This is a genomic window from Nitrosomonas sp. Nm51, from assembly GCF_900111165.1.
GTDB lineage: Bacteria > Pseudomonadota > Gammaproteobacteria > Burkholderiales > Nitrosomonadaceae > Nitrosomonas.
Map to the genome: position 1 here is coordinate 33618 of NZ_FOGH01000021.1, position 15139 is coordinate 48756.

General features: G+C 46.7%; 14 protein-coding genes. 9 read left to right on the top strand and 5 right to left on the bottom strand.

The window, feature by feature from the left end; translation table 11 throughout:
* Window position 1: 1 nt before the first annotated feature.
* The 3 genes from clpB to bamC all read left to right on the top strand — a co-directional run bounded on the left by clpB (window position 2) and on the right by bamC (window position 4792).
* Complete coding sequence (gene clpB, locus BMY60_RS08700; protein WP_090332945.1) at window positions 2–2599, top strand: ATP-dependent chaperone ClpB; 2598 nt, start codon at window positions 2–4, stop codon at window positions 2597–2599.
* A 155-nt stretch (window positions 2600–2754) separates the two neighbouring features.
* Window positions 2755–3642, top strand: a complete 888-nt coding sequence (gene dapA / locus BMY60_RS08705) for a 4-hydroxy-tetrahydrodipicolinate synthase (protein WP_090332947.1) — start codon at window positions 2755–2757, stop codon at window positions 3640–3642.
* 1 nt (window position 3643) lies between these two features.
* A complete protein-coding gene (gene bamC, locus BMY60_RS08710; protein ID WP_090332949.1) occupies window positions 3644–4792 on the top strand; it encodes an outer membrane protein assembly factor BamC in 1149 nt (382 codons plus the stop codon).
* A 199-nt stretch (window positions 4793–4991) separates the two neighbouring features.
* Here the strand turns inward: bamC and BMY60_RS15750 are convergent, their stop codons facing one another.
* Window positions 4992–5138 (bottom strand): hypothetical protein, encoded by a 147-nt coding sequence (locus BMY60_RS15750; RefSeq protein ID WP_177166635.1) that lies wholly within the window; start codon window positions 5136–5138, stop codon window positions 4992–4994.
* A 546-nt stretch (window positions 5139–5684) separates the two neighbouring features.
* Here BMY60_RS15750 and BMY60_RS15755 point away from each other — a divergent pair.
* A complete protein-coding gene (locus BMY60_RS15755; RefSeq protein WP_177166636.1) occupies window positions 5685–5861 on the top strand; it encodes a hypothetical protein in 177 nt (58 codons plus the stop codon).
* A 121-nt stretch (window positions 5862–5982) separates the two neighbouring features.
* On the opposite strand, the gene BMY60_RS15760 is transcribed toward BMY60_RS15755, so the two are convergent.
* From BMY60_RS15760 to msrB, 4 genes are all read right to left on the bottom strand, one after another.
* Window positions 5983–6129 carry a hypothetical protein gene (locus BMY60_RS15760; RefSeq protein ID WP_177166637.1) on the bottom strand — a complete coding sequence of 49 codons (147 nt, stop codon included), beginning with the start codon at window positions 6127–6129 and terminating at the stop codon, window positions 5983–5985.
* A 165-nt stretch (window positions 6130–6294) separates the two neighbouring features.
* Window positions 6295–7440: a cupin domain-containing protein gene (locus BMY60_RS08720; RefSeq protein WP_090332952.1), complete on the bottom strand. Its 1146-nt coding sequence runs from the start codon at window positions 7438–7440 to the stop codon at window positions 6295–6297.
* Complete coding sequence (gene msrA / locus BMY60_RS08725) at window positions 7430–8092, bottom strand: peptide-methionine (S)-S-oxide reductase MsrA (protein WP_090332954.1); 663 nt, start codon at window positions 8090–8092, stop codon at window positions 7430–7432. Before msrA ends, BMY60_RS08720 begins: the two co-directional genes overlap by 11 nt.
* Window positions 8093–8101: 9 nt before the next feature.
* Window positions 8102–8620 carry a peptide-methionine (R)-S-oxide reductase MsrB gene (gene msrB, locus BMY60_RS08730; RefSeq protein ID WP_090332955.1) on the bottom strand — a complete coding sequence of 173 codons (519 nt, stop codon included), beginning with the start codon at window positions 8618–8620 and terminating at the stop codon, window positions 8102–8104.
* A 322-nt stretch (window positions 8621–8942) separates the two neighbouring features.
* Between msrB and BMY60_RS08740 the strand changes: the two genes are divergently transcribed.
* From BMY60_RS08740 to BMY60_RS08760, 5 genes are all read left to right on the top strand, one after another.
* Window positions 8943–9911 (top strand): acetyl-CoA carboxylase carboxyltransferase subunit alpha, encoded by a 969-nt coding sequence (locus BMY60_RS08740; protein ID WP_090332959.1) that lies wholly within the window; start codon window positions 8943–8945, stop codon window positions 9909–9911.
* Window positions 9880–11259 (top strand): tRNA lysidine(34) synthetase TilS, encoded by a 1380-nt coding sequence (gene tilS / locus BMY60_RS08745; protein ID WP_090332960.1) that lies wholly within the window; start codon window positions 9880–9882, stop codon window positions 11257–11259. The genes BMY60_RS08740 and tilS overlap by 32 nt, the downstream gene beginning before the upstream one ends.
* 30 nt (window positions 11260–11289) lie before the next feature.
* Entirely contained in the window at window positions 11290–12375 is a 1086-nt protein-coding gene (gene rfbB / locus BMY60_RS08750; RefSeq protein WP_090332962.1) for a dTDP-glucose 4,6-dehydratase, read from the top strand.
* On the top strand, window positions 12353–13282 hold the full coding sequence (rfbD, locus tag BMY60_RS08755; protein WP_090332963.1) for a dTDP-4-dehydrorhamnose reductase: 930 nt from the start codon (window positions 12353–12355) through the stop codon (window positions 13280–13282). The genes rfbB and rfbD overlap by 23 nt, the downstream gene beginning before the upstream one ends.
* 434 nt (window positions 13283–13716) lie before the next feature.
* A complete protein-coding gene (locus tag BMY60_RS08760; protein WP_090332965.1) occupies window positions 13717–14907 on the top strand; it encodes a DesA family fatty acid desaturase in 1191 nt (396 codons plus the stop codon).
* Window positions 14908–15139 lie beyond the last annotated feature (232 nt).

Here is a 15139-nt window from a genome sequence, read left to right on the forward strand (position 1 = left end):
AATGCGTTTTGATAAATTAACCACAAAGTTTCAACAGGCCCTGGCCGATGCGCAAAGTATTGCTGTCGGACAGGACCATGCCTATATTGAACCTGGCCATTTGCTGCTTGCTTTGTTGCAGCAGGAAGATGGTGCCACTGTCTCACTGTTGCAGCGTAGCGGCGCCAATGTCGCGCCACTGCGTGACGCTGCGAAGCGTGACATTCAACGGCTGCCTAAGGTCGAGGGTACTGGCGGCGAAGTTAACCTGTCACGGAACCTCGCCAATCTGCTCAATCTGGCGGATAAGGAAGCGCAAAAGCGGGGAGACCAGTTTATAGCTTCGGAAATGTTCCTGCTGGCTTTGCTGAAAGACAAAGGTGAAACGGGTGTATTGCTTAAGGAATATGGTGCCAGCTATGAAACGTTGGAACAGGCGGTTATGGCTGTGCGCGGTGGTGAGCAGGTAGACAGCGCCGAAGCCGAAAGCAGTCGTGAAGCGCTGAAGAAATACACATTGGATCTGACTGAACGGGCGCGGCAAGGCAAGCTGGACCCTGTTATCGGTCGTGACGATGAAATCCGCCGCACTATTCAGGTCTTGCAACGGCGTACTAAAAATAATCCTGTGTTGATCGGTGAGCCTGGTGTCGGCAAGACCGCTATTGTCGAAGGTCTGGCACAACGCATTGTTAATAGTGAAGTACCCGAAAATTTGAAAAACAAGCGTGTGTTGTCGTTGGACATGGCTGCATTGCTCGCCGGGGCAAAATATCGCGGTGAATTTGAAGAACGCCTGAAATCCGTATTAAAAGAGTTGGCGCAGGATGAAGGCAACACAATTGTATTTATTGACGAATTGCATACCATGGTCGGCGCTGGCAAAGCGGAAGGCGCGATGGACGCGGGCAATATGCTCAAACCGGCGCTGGCGCGCGGCGAATTGCACTGTGTTGGCGCAACGACGCTGGATGAATATCGTAAATTTATTGAAAAAGATGCTGCGCTGGAAAGACGATTTCAAAAAGTGCTGGTCGAAGAACCGACTGTGGAAGCGACAATCGCTATTTTACGTGGCTTGCAGGAAAAATACGAAGTGCACCATGGTGTTGACATTACCGATCCGGCTATTGTCGCAGCTGCTGAGCTATCTCATCGTTACATTACAGATCGTTTCCTGCCAGATAAGGCGATCGACTTGATCGACGAAGCCGCCGCGCGTATTCGTATGGAAATCGATTCTAAACCGGAAGCGATGGATAAACTCGACCGTCGCCTGATTCAGCTTAAAATCGAACGTGAGGCGATCAAAAAAGAACAGGACGAGGCCTCACGCAAGCGCTTGCAATTGCTGGAAGAAGAAATTGCGCACAAAGAACGTGAATATGCAGATCTTGAAGAAATCTGGAAAGCGGAAAAATCGCATATTCAGGGGTCGCAACAAGTCAAAGAGGAAATTGAAAAAACTAAACTGGAAATTGAAGCTGCTACACGCAAGGGTGACTGGCAGAAAGTCTCCGAGTTGCAGTATGGACGTTTGCCGCAGCTGGAGTCTCAGCTTAAATCACAGGAAAGTCCGGCGCAAAAAGCTGAAGCAGAAAAACCTAAGTTGCTGCGAACCCAGGTCGGTGCCGAAGAAATAGCAGAGGTTGTTTCGCGGGCGACCGGCATCCCGGTCTCCAAAATGATGCAGGGTGAGCGAGAGAAGTTACTGCTGATGGAACAGAAACTGCATCAGCGTGTGGTCGGCCAGGATGAAGCGGTGCGTTTGATTGCCGATGCAATTCGTCGTTCACGCGCCGGACTGGCCGATCCGAATCGGCCTTACGGTTCTTTTCTGTTTCTCGGGCCAACCGGTGTCGGCAAGACGGAATTGTGCAAGACATTGGCAAATTTTTTGTTTGACTCGGAGGATCACCTGATTCGCGTGGACATGTCCGAATTTATGGAAAAGCACTCTGTGGCACGATTGATCGGTGCGCCACCAGGATATGTGGGTTATGAAGAAGGCGGCTATTTAACTGAAATCGTGCGCAGAAAACCCTATGCAGTGATTTTATTGGATGAGGTTGAAAAGGCGCATCCGGATGTTTTCAATGTGCTGTTGCAGGTGCTTGATGACGGTCGAATGACAGACGGCCAGGGACGTACTGTAGACTTTAAAAACACCGTTATTGTGATGACCTCTAATCTGGGTTCGCATATGATTCAGGAAATGCACGGGCAGCATTACCAGGCGATAAAAGACTCGGTTATGGAGGAAGTGAAAACACACTTCCGTCCTGAGTTTGTCAATCGTATTGACGAGGTTGTGGTATTCCATGCGTTGGATGCGAAACATATTCATTCTATCGCGCGGATACAGCTCCAGCATCTGGAAAAAAGACTGGCTGCAATGGAAATGCATTTGCAAGTCAGCGATACAGCGCTGACAGAATTGTCTCGAGCCGGATTTGATCCTGTTTTTGGCGCACGCCCGCTTAAGCGGGCTATTCAGGCGCAGATTGAGAATCCATTGGCTAAGGAAATTCTGGAAGGACATTTTGCCGCCAAAGACAGCATTATGGTTGATTACAGGGATGGCAGCATGCAATTTACTAACGTGAGCGAGGAAGACTGACACGCAGGATTCTTCCGATGTAAAGTATGTAGAGGCTGACGGGGTGCAGGGTACCGGGTGTGTGTTTTTAAAATATGAAACTATATGAAACCGGGGAAAGCACTTTTGCATGCTCAGTTCAGGTAAAATATGGCATTTATACTGGATAGATAATCATGTTTAAAGGTAGTTTGGTTGCCCTCGTTACACCGATGCATGCTGATGGCAAATTAGACCTGGAACGCTTCCGTGCCTTAATTGATTACCATATTGATCAAGGTTCGGATGGCATTGTCGTCGTCGGAACGACCGGTGAATCACCAACAGTCGATTTTGAAGAACATCACTTGTTGATGCAAACGGCGGTGGGTCATGCTGCCGGACGCATCCCTGTTATTGCAGGCACGGGGGCGAATTCAACGCGGGAAGCTATTGATTTATCTGTTTATGCAAAAGATTCCGGCGTTGATGCCTGCCTCTCCGTGGCACCTTACTATAATAAACCGACTCAAGAAGGGTTGTATCAGCATTTCAAGGCCATTGCTGCGGCAGTGGATATTCCGCATATTCTTTATAATGTTCCGGGCAGAACTGTGGTCGATATCGCTGATGAAACCTGCTTAAGGTTGGCGCAAATTCCAAATATCATCGGCATCAAGGATGCTACCGGTGATATGGCGCGCGGATGTGATTTATTGCGGAATGTGCCTGAAGATTTTCTGATATGGAGCGGTGATGATATTACGGCGCTTGCCTTGTTGCTGCTCGGTGGACATGGCGTCATTTCGGTTACAGCCAATGTTGCGCCAAGACAAATGCATGCTATGTGCAGCGCGGCGGCAACAGGAGATTTTAAAACGGCGCGTGCGTTGAATAATGCGCTTATGAATCTGCATGTCGATTTGTTTATTGAAGCAAACCCGATTCCAGTCAAGTGGGCGGTCGCGCAGATGGGACTGATAGATGCAGGTATCCGCCTGCCTTTAACACCATTATCCGAGCAGTATCATCAGCGCGTACGGGAAGCAATGCGGCATGCGCAGATTCACATACCAAAGGAGTAACATGTCAGGAGAACGGTGGCGATACAAATATATTGCCGCGGCGGCAATAACGCTCTCGGTCACAGTTTCCGGTTGCAATTTGTTTCCAGAGCAAAAACAGATTGATTATAAATCTGCGAGTAAGATGCCGCCGCTCGAAGTGCCGCCTGACTTGATCGCGCCTGCTACCGATGAACGTTATTCCATACCCGGTGCGGTATCGGGCGGTACCACTTTTTCCTCATACAATAACGAACGTATCGCTCAACCCGGTACAGGCACATCTTCACTGTTGCCAATATCGGTGCAAAGCGTTCATATAGAGCGTGCAGGTACGCAGCGTTGGTTGGTTGTCCCTCAGTCGCCTGAGATCGTCTGGCCGATCGTAAAAGAATTCTGGCAGGAATTGGGTTTTCTCATCAAGCTGGAAATACCTGAAGCAGGCATTATGGAAACAGACTGGGCGGAAAACCGGGCAAAAATTCCGCAGGATTTTATTAGAAACATACTTTCTACTTTCCTGGATAGTTTCTATTCGTCGGCTGAACGCGATAAATTCCGTACGCGGCTTGAACGTACCGAAATGGGGACGACAGAAGTCTATATCAGCCATCGTGGTATGGACGAAATCCTGGAGACAAGCGGTGCAAACCGTACAATCTGGCAGCCACGCCCAGCCGATCCAGATCTGGAAGCTGAGATGCTGGCGCGCTTGATGATGCGTTTTGGTGTTGAGGAAGAACGCGCCAGGACGGAATTGGCAAGCGCGAACGGCAATGTGCAGGAGAAAGCTTATATTGACAGAGAAAAAAGCGATGCGCTGATTGTTAATGAAGCATTTGATCGTGCATGGCGGCGTGTCGGTCTGGCGCTAGACCGTATCGGATTTACAGTTGAGGATCGTAATCGTGTGGACGGTATTTATTTTGTGCGCTACGTAAACCCGGAAACTGACAGCTATAAAAAAGGTGACGATGAAGGACTGTTGTCAGGTATTATGTTCTGGAGAGACAAGGACGATACAGACGCAAGAGCTGCCAAATACCATATACAGGTTAAGGAAACGGGTACCCGTACAAGTACGGTGACTATTTTGAACGAGGATAACACGCCGGTTCGTCCGGCAATTGCAGGCGGTATTCTGAAACTGCTGCACGAGCAGCTTAAGTGAAAACTATCTTCAAAACCGGATAAACAGTTCCGATATCTGTTAACTGCCCACCCAAACAGAGCCAGTTGGCATAGAAGTGAAAATAATTGCCGAAACTGGCAATTGAAAAATAAATGAGAAAATAAAAAACCGCCGACTGGCGGTTTTTTATGACGGCATCATATTTAATTAAATATGATGCCGTTCATTATGAAACTGCTTATTCGTTATTGCTTTTTGCAGCTTCTTCTTGAAGAATTCTTTCAAAATTCTCTTTCTCTTGTTCAGGTAATGCCTGACCCGGTCTACCACCACATGCTGCTAAAAAGAAAGATGTTAATACCAAAACTAGAAAAGCTTGTTTCATTATTGAATTTCCCCTTGTAAAAAATTAAAAGTCAGAAAACGAATAAGTCTATACCGTCAATCTAAATCGTGTCAAACTTAACCGTTATCTCAGTACTAAGGAGTCGTTCATAAATAACTGTAACACCTGGATCGCATCTGGCGGGCACACTGCGGCGTTGTTCGTCGTCGCCATAGCTTGTGTGCTATAACTCATCCTCCCGCCTTGCATTGCATCCCGCCAGACGCGCCCAATTGTCACACTTATTTATTTGCGGCTCCTAACGCATTTGCTGTTATATACAGATTGTGTTTTGATGGAAAGCGATATAGTTCTGTTGCCGTGCTAACGTGCTAAGTATAAATCTTTTAGTAACATGATACTACCCATACCGCGATTAATTTGATTTTAATATCGAGCTATCTAGTACTCTATCAATATGATATTGCCGGATTCAGTGAGCTTGTCAGTGTGCCCGGCAATATCATATTGATAGAATACTAGGATGGAGGACAAGCCTGAAGATATTTTGTGTGAGCGTGTAGCCGGTCATGACAACCGGATCAGATGTTGGCTGCAAATCCCGCCGACCGGCATCAGTGTCATTATGTGAAAGCCAAGATAATCGCATTAGAGTATGAGTATTCGGACGGCAAATTAGCAACCCTGTACGGACCGCGCAAAATTACCAGCTACGATGAATCAGGACAAGAAATCAAGCACAATGAAATGCTGTTGCCTTAGTCCGCCGCCACGGAGAAGATTGGGATTGTAATGAAGGGAATTGTTCCTGGTGTTAATCCTAAATAATAAACGGCTCCTGATAACGTATAGGAGCCGTTTAAAAGTCAATCAACCAGTTATGCTACTTGCCGGCGGGAGCACCCAGTCTTTCACCGGATTCTGGATCTTCATACAAGCTAGGTGGATATTGTCCCGGTTTGCCTTCCTTCTCACTACAACCGACTAAAAACAGTACCAGCAAGGCAGCTACAAATAAAGAGTATTTCATATTTAAAATCTCCTATATTTTTAAAAATTATGACGAATTAGTTTTGTTAAACAGCTCTTATGTCCCTCGAACAACGAAAGACCATATTCTTAATACCAGATTAAAATAATACTGTCTAGTACCTTTTAAAAAGGTCGCTGAAAATTTTTTTGAAAGCAGTGGTAATCAGGTATGTGATGCTATCTTAATAAATCCGCTAACATACCATTGGTAAAGAATTTTTCTGGATTCGTCATTCAGCTTGTCATTGAAAGAATTTTTCTGATGACAAACAAGTGTGCTCAACACTTTTTTTGTTGCTGGACTGACAGTGTAACTTTCACCGTTAAGGAAAATCTGCCTGCGGCCAGTCAGCATTCGACTCTTTAAGCTAAGCCGGAAATTTTTTTTGTGGATTGCAGAATTAAATGCATCAAATGATAACGGGCGCTTGGGCTGATTGAAAAATACATGTGCTTTTGGTTCGGTCAGGTAAATGCCGAGAAAGCTTTCCACATCTGCTGCGTTCCATTTGATTTTTTTTAAAATCTGCCGCGTCTGTTGCAGCATGTCGCGGTGAATTTCCCAAGGGTGAGCCTGGCGTTTCAAATCAGGGTCGCAATACCACCCGTCTGTTTCTTGGTGATCCTGAAGATACATAAGAAACTGGTCGATCAATTCCTGATGACTGGGCGCTCGAAAACCGATCGAATAGGTCATGCAGGCATCTACGGCAATTCCATGATGGGCATAATTCGGCGGCAGGTATAACATATCGCCCGGTTCCAGAATCCATGACTGTTCCGCATTGAAATGCTGCAGAATTTTTACCGGTGCGTCGGGGACGAGTTGATTGTCGTAATTTGCAGCGATTTCCCAGCGTCTGCGGCCAAAACCTTGCAGCAGAAAAACATCGTAGGAATCATAATGAGGTCCGATACCGCCGCCGGTTGGCGCGTAGCTGACCATCAGGTCGTCCAGGCGCGCGTACGGAATAAATCCGAATTTCAACAATAAATTATTGGCGGAGGGTAACCAGTGATTGACGTCTTGCACCAGAAAAGACCATGTATTTTCAGTTGAATTCGGGAAGTCGCGGGAGTTCAGGGGGCCGTGTTTTAGTAGCCACTGCCCATCTTTCTGAATTACCAGGCGCGACTGTACGTCATCGTTGCCGGCAAGCTGAATCAGCTCCTTGTGTGACAATAATCCCTGAAATCCCGGCATGGCATTGCGAACCAGCAACGGTTTCTTCTGCCAGTATTGCTGCAGAAATGTACCGGGTGTCAGACTGCCCAGCGAAATAAAGGACGTGTCTGGGTTAGTAACCATTTTTCCAAATCTGTTGCAGGCGGTCATCGCGTCCGCAATTATTGCGATAATAGCTGTAGCGCAGCGGATTTTTCAAATAATAATCCTGATGGTATTCTTCGGCAGCGTAAAACTGTGTGGCCGGTAAGATTTCGGTTACAACAGGTTGCGTAAAACGGCCGCTTGCCTCCAGTGCAGCTTTTGAAGCTTCGGCTATTGTCTGTTGTTCGGGGTTTAGGTAAAAAATGGCGCTGCGGTACTGCGGGCCGATGTCGCAGAACTGGCCGTCTTCAAATACAGGATCAATCGTGGGCCAGAAAGCTTCCAGCAGTTCCGCATAGCTGGTGACGGTTTTGTCGAATTCAATCCTGACCGCTTCCACGTGTCCTGTGTTTCCAGTAACGACTTGTTTGTAGGTCGGGTTGTCAACCGTGCCGCCAATGAATCCGGATGTTGTAGAAATCACGCCGGGTACTTTGTCAAAGTCCGATTCAGTGCACCAGAAGCAACCGCCTGCAAAAATTGCGGTATCCAGGTCTTCTTCAGATACAGTGAGTGTGCTGGATTTTTGTATACTGTTGTTGCTGGTCTGCTGGCAAGCTGTTGCCAAAAATACAAGAATAAATGCAAAGACAGCTGTGGTTCTGAAAAAATAATTGTGTTCCGGGAGCATCTTGTCCTCCTATCCTCTCAATGGTGGTAACGATTCCGTGTGTACGATAAATTTTAATGCCAGCCCGTTATTGCACCAGCGTTCACCACGTGGCTTGGGGCCGTCATTGAAAACATGCCCTTGATGTCCGCCGCAACGTGCGCAATGGTATTCGGTACGTGGAATAATGAGTTTGAAATCCTTTTTGGTGCCGACATGTGTTGCAATCGGTTGCGTGAAGCTCGGCCATCCGGTGCCGCTGTCATATTTATGTCGACTCTCGAATAATGGTAAATAACAGGCTGCACAGATGTAAGTGCCTTCACGTGATTCGTGGTTTAGCTTGCTGCTGCCAGGCGGCTCGGTATGTTCCTCGAACAAAATTTTGTAAGCCTCCGGCGAAATCAACTCGCGCCATGCTGTATGTGGCTTTTTTAAACGTTCGACTGCTGCAGGGGCTATTGCCAGCGCCTGTTCAGTGGGATAAAAAAAAGCCAAAGGCGCGGTTGCGGTCACGCCCATGCCAATGAGAAAGTTTCGTCTATTCATGTTTTGCCTCCATTGCTGCTATATGCGGATGTTCGTTGAATACACTACGCGAAATTAATTGTGAAGTACATACTGTCTAAAAGCACAGTATCGGTTACAAAGTAGTAAGCGCAGTAGTTAGGTATGACCGGCTGGGGGCTTATTATGTTTTTGTCTTTGACAGAACAAAATGAATTGAGTTGTATTGTTGTATATCACCGCCGGGTAGGATCACTAGCAGCGGTAAAACCCGGTTTCAGTACATTCATACCTGCAGACTTAAAGCTAAATCCTGTATCATCACGGTTTAGAATTATCAATTTTTTTATGCTTACATGATTACATGAAAATTACTTTTCTGGATTTTGAGCAGAGTATTGCAGAGTTTGAAACAAAAATCGAAGAACTGCGTTTCGCTCAGGAAGATTCCGCACTGGATATTTCCGCGGAAATTGACCGGTTAAAAGCAAAAAGTGAGGCGTTGACCAAGAGTATTTACGCAAAACTGACACCCTGGCAGATTTCACAGGTTGCAAGGCATCCGCAGCGCCCCTATGCGTCAGATTATATTGAGCATATTTTTACCAATTTTGAAGAGTTGCACGGCGACCGTAATTTTGCCGACGACCATGCTATTGTTGGCGGATTGGCACGTTTTAACGGCCAGACAGTAATGGTGCTGGGCCATCAGAAAGGGCGCGATACACGTGAGAAAATTCATCGGAATTTCGGCATGCCCAAACCTGAAGGATATCGCAAGGCGCTGCGTTTGATGCGTTTGGCCGAAAAATTTTCCATACCGCTGATTACCTTTATTGATACGCCCGGTGCATATCCCGGTATAGACGCGGAAGAACGCGGACAATCCGAGGCAATCGGGAAAAATCTTTATGTAATGGCCGAACTCAATGTACCGATTGTCTGTATCGTGATTGGTGAAGGCGGATCTGGCGGTGCACTGGCGATCGCAGTCGGCGATATGGTTCACATGCTCCAATATGCTACATACTCGGTTATATCGCCCGAAGGTTGCGCGTCGATACTTTGGAAAAGCGCCGACAAGGCGCCTGATGCAGCGGAAATTATGGGTATTACAGCTGAACGGCTCAAAGCTGCGCATTTGATTGACAGTATTATTCCCGAGCCGCTCGGTGGCGCGCATCGGGACTATCCGGCCATGATGCAATCGGTGAAAGCCGTGATTCAAGAGTCTCTCAGAAAACTGCAGGGCTATTCCGGCGATACACTCATTGAGAAGCGTATAGAACGATTGATGCTGTATGGTTCATTCAAGGAGGAAAAAGTCGAATAATCCGGATTGTCTGGTTGACGATGTTAAAGCCGTACTTCAGGTGTATGTCAAACAGGGCGATCACTTGATTGTCGGGCTGAGTGGCGGTGTTGATTCAATCGTGCTGCTGGATATACTGTCGACCGTTTCCAGACAAATGCGGCTGGCGCTGTCGGCGGCTCATGTGAATCATGGAATCAGCCGGCATAGCGTAGCATGGAGTCATTTTTGCTGTCGGCAATGTTACGCCTACGGTATTCCCGTTTCCGTTAGGTACGCGAAGGTAAAAAATAAGCCGGGCTCGAGTCTTGAAGCTGTTGCGCGGGAAAAACGATACGGTGTTTTCAGCCGCTTACCAGGGGATTATCTGGTGCTGGCCCAGCATCAGGATGATCAGGCGGAAACATTGTTACTGCAATTGCTTCGCGGAGCGGGCGTCAGGGGGTTGAGTGCCATGCCCGTTGTCCGTAAACAGACTGTCAGTGCAGCGCCGTCGATTTTAAGACCGCTGCTTAATATTTCCCGCGCTGATATTCTGGCCTATGCACGCCAGCGCGGGCTCGACTGGATTCATGATGAAAGCAATGACGACTGCAGCTTCAACCGCAATTTCCTTCGCCATGCGTTGTTGCCGGTTTTAAACAATCGCTATCCAGCTTATGCCAAAACGCTGCAGCGAACCAGCCAACATATGGCCGAGGCATCTCAGTTACTTGACGAATTGGCTGAAGTAGACGCGCAAAATTGCGTAATTGCCGGTAATTTGTATATTCCGGCTTTGCGCAAATTAAATCGGCCACGTGCAAAAAACCTACTGCGTTATCTTCTGCACGAACACAATATTCCGTTGCCCAGTACGGTTAAACTTGATGAAATATTGAATCAACTACGCTATGCTAAAAAAGACGCGCAGCTGCGGGTGACGGTTGGCGATGCTGAGGTTCGTTGTTTCAAAGACTATATGTATATTCTGCTCCAACAAAAACGGTCACCAAAGCATCTGCAACGCAGATGGCAGGGCGAGCCAAGTGTGCGGCTGACGGAATTGGGCGGGGTGCTGCGTTTTGTATCAGTGCAAGGCCAAGGGCTAAGTGCGCACAAGTTAAGGCAATCCCCGGTGTTCATTAAAGTGCGCGAGGGTGGAGAGTATTTTATGCCCGATTGTAAACGGCCGCGGCGCAGTTTAAAAAATTTACTGCAGGAAGCATCTATTCCACCGTGGCAGCGGTTTGCGTTACCGTTATTATTTTGCGGTGAAAAGCTGGCATGGGTGCCTGGCATTGGCACGGATTGCGCGCTACAGGCTGCGTCCGGTGAAATGGGAATTGTGCCGGAGTGGCGGCTTGGAAATTTCGATTTTGGCAACTAATTTCTATCATCGTTATTGTAGGCACATCTTATGATTTTAGTGACCGGTGGTGCGGGCTTTATCGGATCAAACTTCATTCTGGATTGGCTGGCGCAATCGGATGAAACCGTTATTAATCTGGACAAATTGACATATGCAGGCAACTTGCAGAATCTGGTTTCCTTGTCGGGTGACAGCCGGTATCATTTTGTGCGGGGTGATATCGGTAATCAAGAACTGGTATCAGGACTGCTTGCGCAGTATCAGCCCAGAGCGGTGGTCAATTTGGCTGCTGAAAGCCATGTCGACCGGTCAATTCACGGGCCGGAAGCATTTATCCAAACCAATATTGTGGGTACATTCCGATTGCTGGACGCCGTTCGCGTGTACTGGCTTGCACTCGATGAGCCGGCAAAAAGCAATTTCCGTTTTTTGCATGTTTCAACTGATGAAGTTTTCGGTTCTTTGGAAGCGGATGCGCCAGCCTTCACCGAAACGCACCGTTATCAGCCGAGTAGTCCGTATTCCGCCAGTAAGGCATCAAGCGATCACTTGGTCAATGCGTATTACAAAACGCACGGTCTGCCGACGCTGGTCACCAGTTGCTCAAATAATTACGGACCTTATCAGTTTCCTGAGAAACTGATTCCGCTTATGATCGCTAATGCTCTGTCCGGGAAGCCATTGCCTGTTTATGGCGATGGCAGACAAATACGCGACTGGCTTTACGTGTTGGATCATTGCAGTGCGTTACGCCGTGTACTGGAAGCCGGAAAGCCTGGTGAAGCATATAATATCGGTGGCTGGAACGAAAAACCCAATATCGATATTGTCCATACCATCTGTACCTTATTGCAGGAGTCGGTTGAAACATCCCGGTCTGCTGACTATCGCAGCCTGATTACATACGTTACCGATCGCCCGGGTCATGATACCCGTTATGCCATTGATGCTCAAAAAATCGAACGCGAATTGAACTGGAAGCCCGGCGAAACATTCGAATCCGGTATTCGCAAGACGGTGCAATGGTATCTGGACAATCAGGGCTGGATTGCCAATGTTCAGACCGGGGATTATCGCCTGTGGATAGAAAAAAACTACACCCGGAGTGTTTATGAAAATACTGCTGTTCGGTAAAAACGGACAGGTGGGTTGGGAGTTGCAGCGCAGCCTGGCGCCGCTGGTATCGTCGGATCAATTGTTTGTTCTTGGATCGGACAGCCCGGCTTTATGCGGCAATCTTGCCAACCCGAAGGGTATCCGGCAAACAGTGCGCACTGTCAAGCCGGACATCATTATCAATGCGGCTGCATACACCGCAGTCGATAAAGCAGAACAGGAATCGCAGCTTGCACAGACTATTAATGCCGATGCGCCTTCCGTTATGGCCGAAGAAGCCAGACGACTGAATGCCTGGCTGATCCATTATTCGACCGATTATGTGTTTGACGGCAGCGGCGATCAGCCTTGGACAGAGACAGATACAACGGGTCCGCTGAATGTTTACGGCAGAACCAAGCTGACAGGAGAAGATAATATTATTGCATCGGGCTGTGCGCATATTATTTTGCGCACCAGCTGGGTTTATGCCGCTTATGGCAACAATTTTGTCAGAACCATACTCAGACTCGCCCGTGAACGCGATCAGCTGCAGATTGTCGACGACCAGTTCGGCGCACCCACGGGCGCAGAGTTGATCGCGGATGTGGCTGCCCATATCGTCCATACATTGCGCGATCAAAAAAATGCGGCGGCTGTCGGCGGGTTGTATCATTTGACTGCGCAAGGCTGTATATCCTGGTATGGTTTCGCGCACTTCATACTTGCACAGGCAGCTGAAGCCGGTATGCCACTAAACCTGGTGCCGGACAATCTGCATCCGATTCCCAGTTGCGATTATCCGACACCAGCGAAGCGTCCGTTAAATTCGCGGCTGGAGACAACGAGGATTCAGAAGACGTTTAACCTGTGTCTGCCTGAATGGCAAAACGGCGTATCGCGGGTGCTGATCGAAATGTTGGCTGATCCAGCCTTTGTTTCCTAGTACTTTATCGATTTTGTATTGATGGATAAAGTGATTTTGATTTTATCCGTGCATCTTTGGTTGTAAAGCGCCAATTTACGCGAATTTGTTTTTTATTTGATTTGATAAGGTTTGCTTCACTTTTTCTAAGGATAAAAATATGGTAAATTTTTGTGTCAAATTTTGACAGTGGCTGTCATTAAAGTGTTAAGATGGCGCGTCAAGCGCTAGACACATTATAAGTTTTTATGTTATTAGAAAATTATTAGAAAAAGTTGTATGGCCAGTTTGTTATTATTGTATGTGTTATATGAATTACCTGCTGATGTTTTTGTCTTAGTCTTATCAGGTATTCGCGTTTAAAAAAAGCGAGCAAGGACATTGCCAGGCTGTTTTTGAATATACCGCTTCAAATTGTATAAAAATTTTAGGTTTTAAGAGAAGGACGGTTTTTTATGATTTCAGATTTTCTCAATTTAATTTCGGGTGTTATAGATATGCCTTGGTGGGGATATGTTGTTGTTACGCTGGTACTGACACATATTACAATTGCCAGCATAACAATTTATTTACACCGGCACTCAGCCCACAGAGCACTGGAGTTACATTCCATTCCCAGTCATTTTTTTCGATTCTGGCTCTGGCTTACAACAGGAATGGTGACAAAAGAATGGACAGCAATACATCGCAAGCACCATGCTAAATGCGAAACCCCGGATGATCCGCACAGTCCGATGATTTACGGTATCAAAAAGGTGTTGACCGAGGGTGCAGAACTTTATCGAATTGAATCAAAAAACAAAGAAACACTGGAACGTTATGGATATGGTACGCCGGATGACTGGGTTGAACGCAACATATACAGTAAACACAGCGCTAAAGGCATTGCGTTGATGCTGATTATAAATATAATTCTGTTTGGCCCGATTGGTTTAACAATCTGGGCTATTCAAATGATGTGGACGCCGCTTTTTGCTGCAGGTGTAATTAATGGTGTTGGACATTACTGGGGATATCGTAATTTTCAGGCGGAAGATGCGAGCCGTAATGTTGTGCCATGGGGTATTCTGATCGGTGGTGAAGAATTACATAACAACCATCATGCCTATGCAACGTCCGCCCGGTTGTCGAACAAGTGGTACGAATTTGATATCGGCTGGTTGTACATACGTTTGCTTGAAATGATGGGATTGGCAAAAGTTAAAAAAGTAGCGCCCAAGCTAAGGTTCAATAAAGGCAAAACGCAGTGTGACCTGGATACGTTACATGCAGTTATCTCGCATCGTTATGAAGTGCTGGCGAAATATTCCAAATCACTGAAAGTGGCATTTGCAGAAGAAATCGTTCATTTGAAAGAATCAATCTCGCATTATGATATTGACAAATCAACGTTAAAACGCTGGCTTCTGGCAGATGCGAAAACATTACAGGCACATGAGCGTGAAACGCTCAGCCAGGTATTGAGTAAGACCAAAACCCTGGATACAATCTATTCCATGAGAGAAGAATTGATCGAAATTTGGCAACGTTCGACCGCATCGAAAGATGAGTTGGTCAAACAGCTGGAAGACTGGTGTAAACGTGCCGAAGAAAGTGGTATAGAAGTTTTGAGATCTTTTTCTCAGCGATTGCGTTGTTATGCCTGAATAAATAATCACTGTCTTTTTGCTACAAGTTATAAAGAGACAATAACCGAACACAAAGAACCCGTGTAAAACACGGGTTCTTTGTGTTCGGTGTTTAACCGCGACCGTTCCCGTATTTTTTATTATAAACTGTCTACTTAGTCGATGCTTAAATACATTCAAGTGATTGATATTAATTATAAATATCAATAATTGTACTGTTCAGATCGACCAGAAAATGATAAAATGAGCA

Bases quoted from the DNA above. Each gene is read 5' to 3' on its own strand.
- msrA (WP_090332954.1), bottom strand. From the start codon at position 8,092: ATGCTCCCGGAACACAATTATTTTTTCAGAACCACAGCTGTCTTTGCA.
- BMY60_RS15750 (WP_177166635.1), bottom strand. From the start codon at position 5,138: ATGAAACAAGCTTTTCTAGTTTTGGTATTAACATCTTTCTTTTTAGCA.
- BMY60_RS08760 (WP_090332965.1), top strand. From the start codon at position 13,717: ATGATTTCAGATTTTCTCAATTTAATTTCGGGTGTTATAGATATGCCT.
- clpB (WP_090332945.1), top strand. From the start codon at position 2: ATGCGTTTTGATAAATTAACCACAAAGTTTCAACAGGCCCTGGCCGAT.
- BMY60_RS08720 (WP_090332952.1), bottom strand. From the start codon at position 7,440: ATGGTTACTAACCCAGACACGTCCTTTATTTCGCTGGGCAGTCTGACA.
- rfbB (WP_090332962.1), top strand. From the start codon at position 11,290: ATGATTTTAGTGACCGGTGGTGCGGGCTTTATCGGATCAAACTTCATT.
- bamC (WP_090332949.1), top strand. From the start codon at position 3,644: ATGTCAGGAGAACGGTGGCGATACAAATATATTGCCGCGGCGGCAATA.
- BMY60_RS08740 (WP_090332959.1), top strand. From the start codon at position 8,943: ATGAAAATTACTTTTCTGGATTTTGAGCAGAGTATTGCAGAGTTTGAA.
- BMY60_RS15755 (WP_177166636.1), top strand. From the start codon at position 5,685: ATGTTGGCTGCAAATCCCGCCGACCGGCATCAGTGTCATTATGTGAAA.
- dapA (WP_090332947.1), top strand. From the start codon at position 2,755: ATGTTTAAAGGTAGTTTGGTTGCCCTCGTTACACCGATGCATGCTGAT.
- tilS (WP_090332960.1), top strand. From the start codon at position 9,880: ATGGTTCATTCAAGGAGGAAAAAGTCGAATAATCCGGATTGTCTGGTT.
- msrB (WP_090332955.1), bottom strand. From the start codon at position 8,620: ATGAATAGACGAAACTTTCTCATTGGCATGGGCGTGACCGCAACCGCG.
- rfbD (WP_090332963.1), top strand. From the start codon at position 12,353: ATGAAAATACTGCTGTTCGGTAAAAACGGACAGGTGGGTTGGGAGTTG.
- BMY60_RS15760 (WP_177166637.1), bottom strand. From the start codon at position 6,129: ATGAAATACTCTTTATTTGTAGCTGCCTTGCTGGTACTGTTTTTAGTC.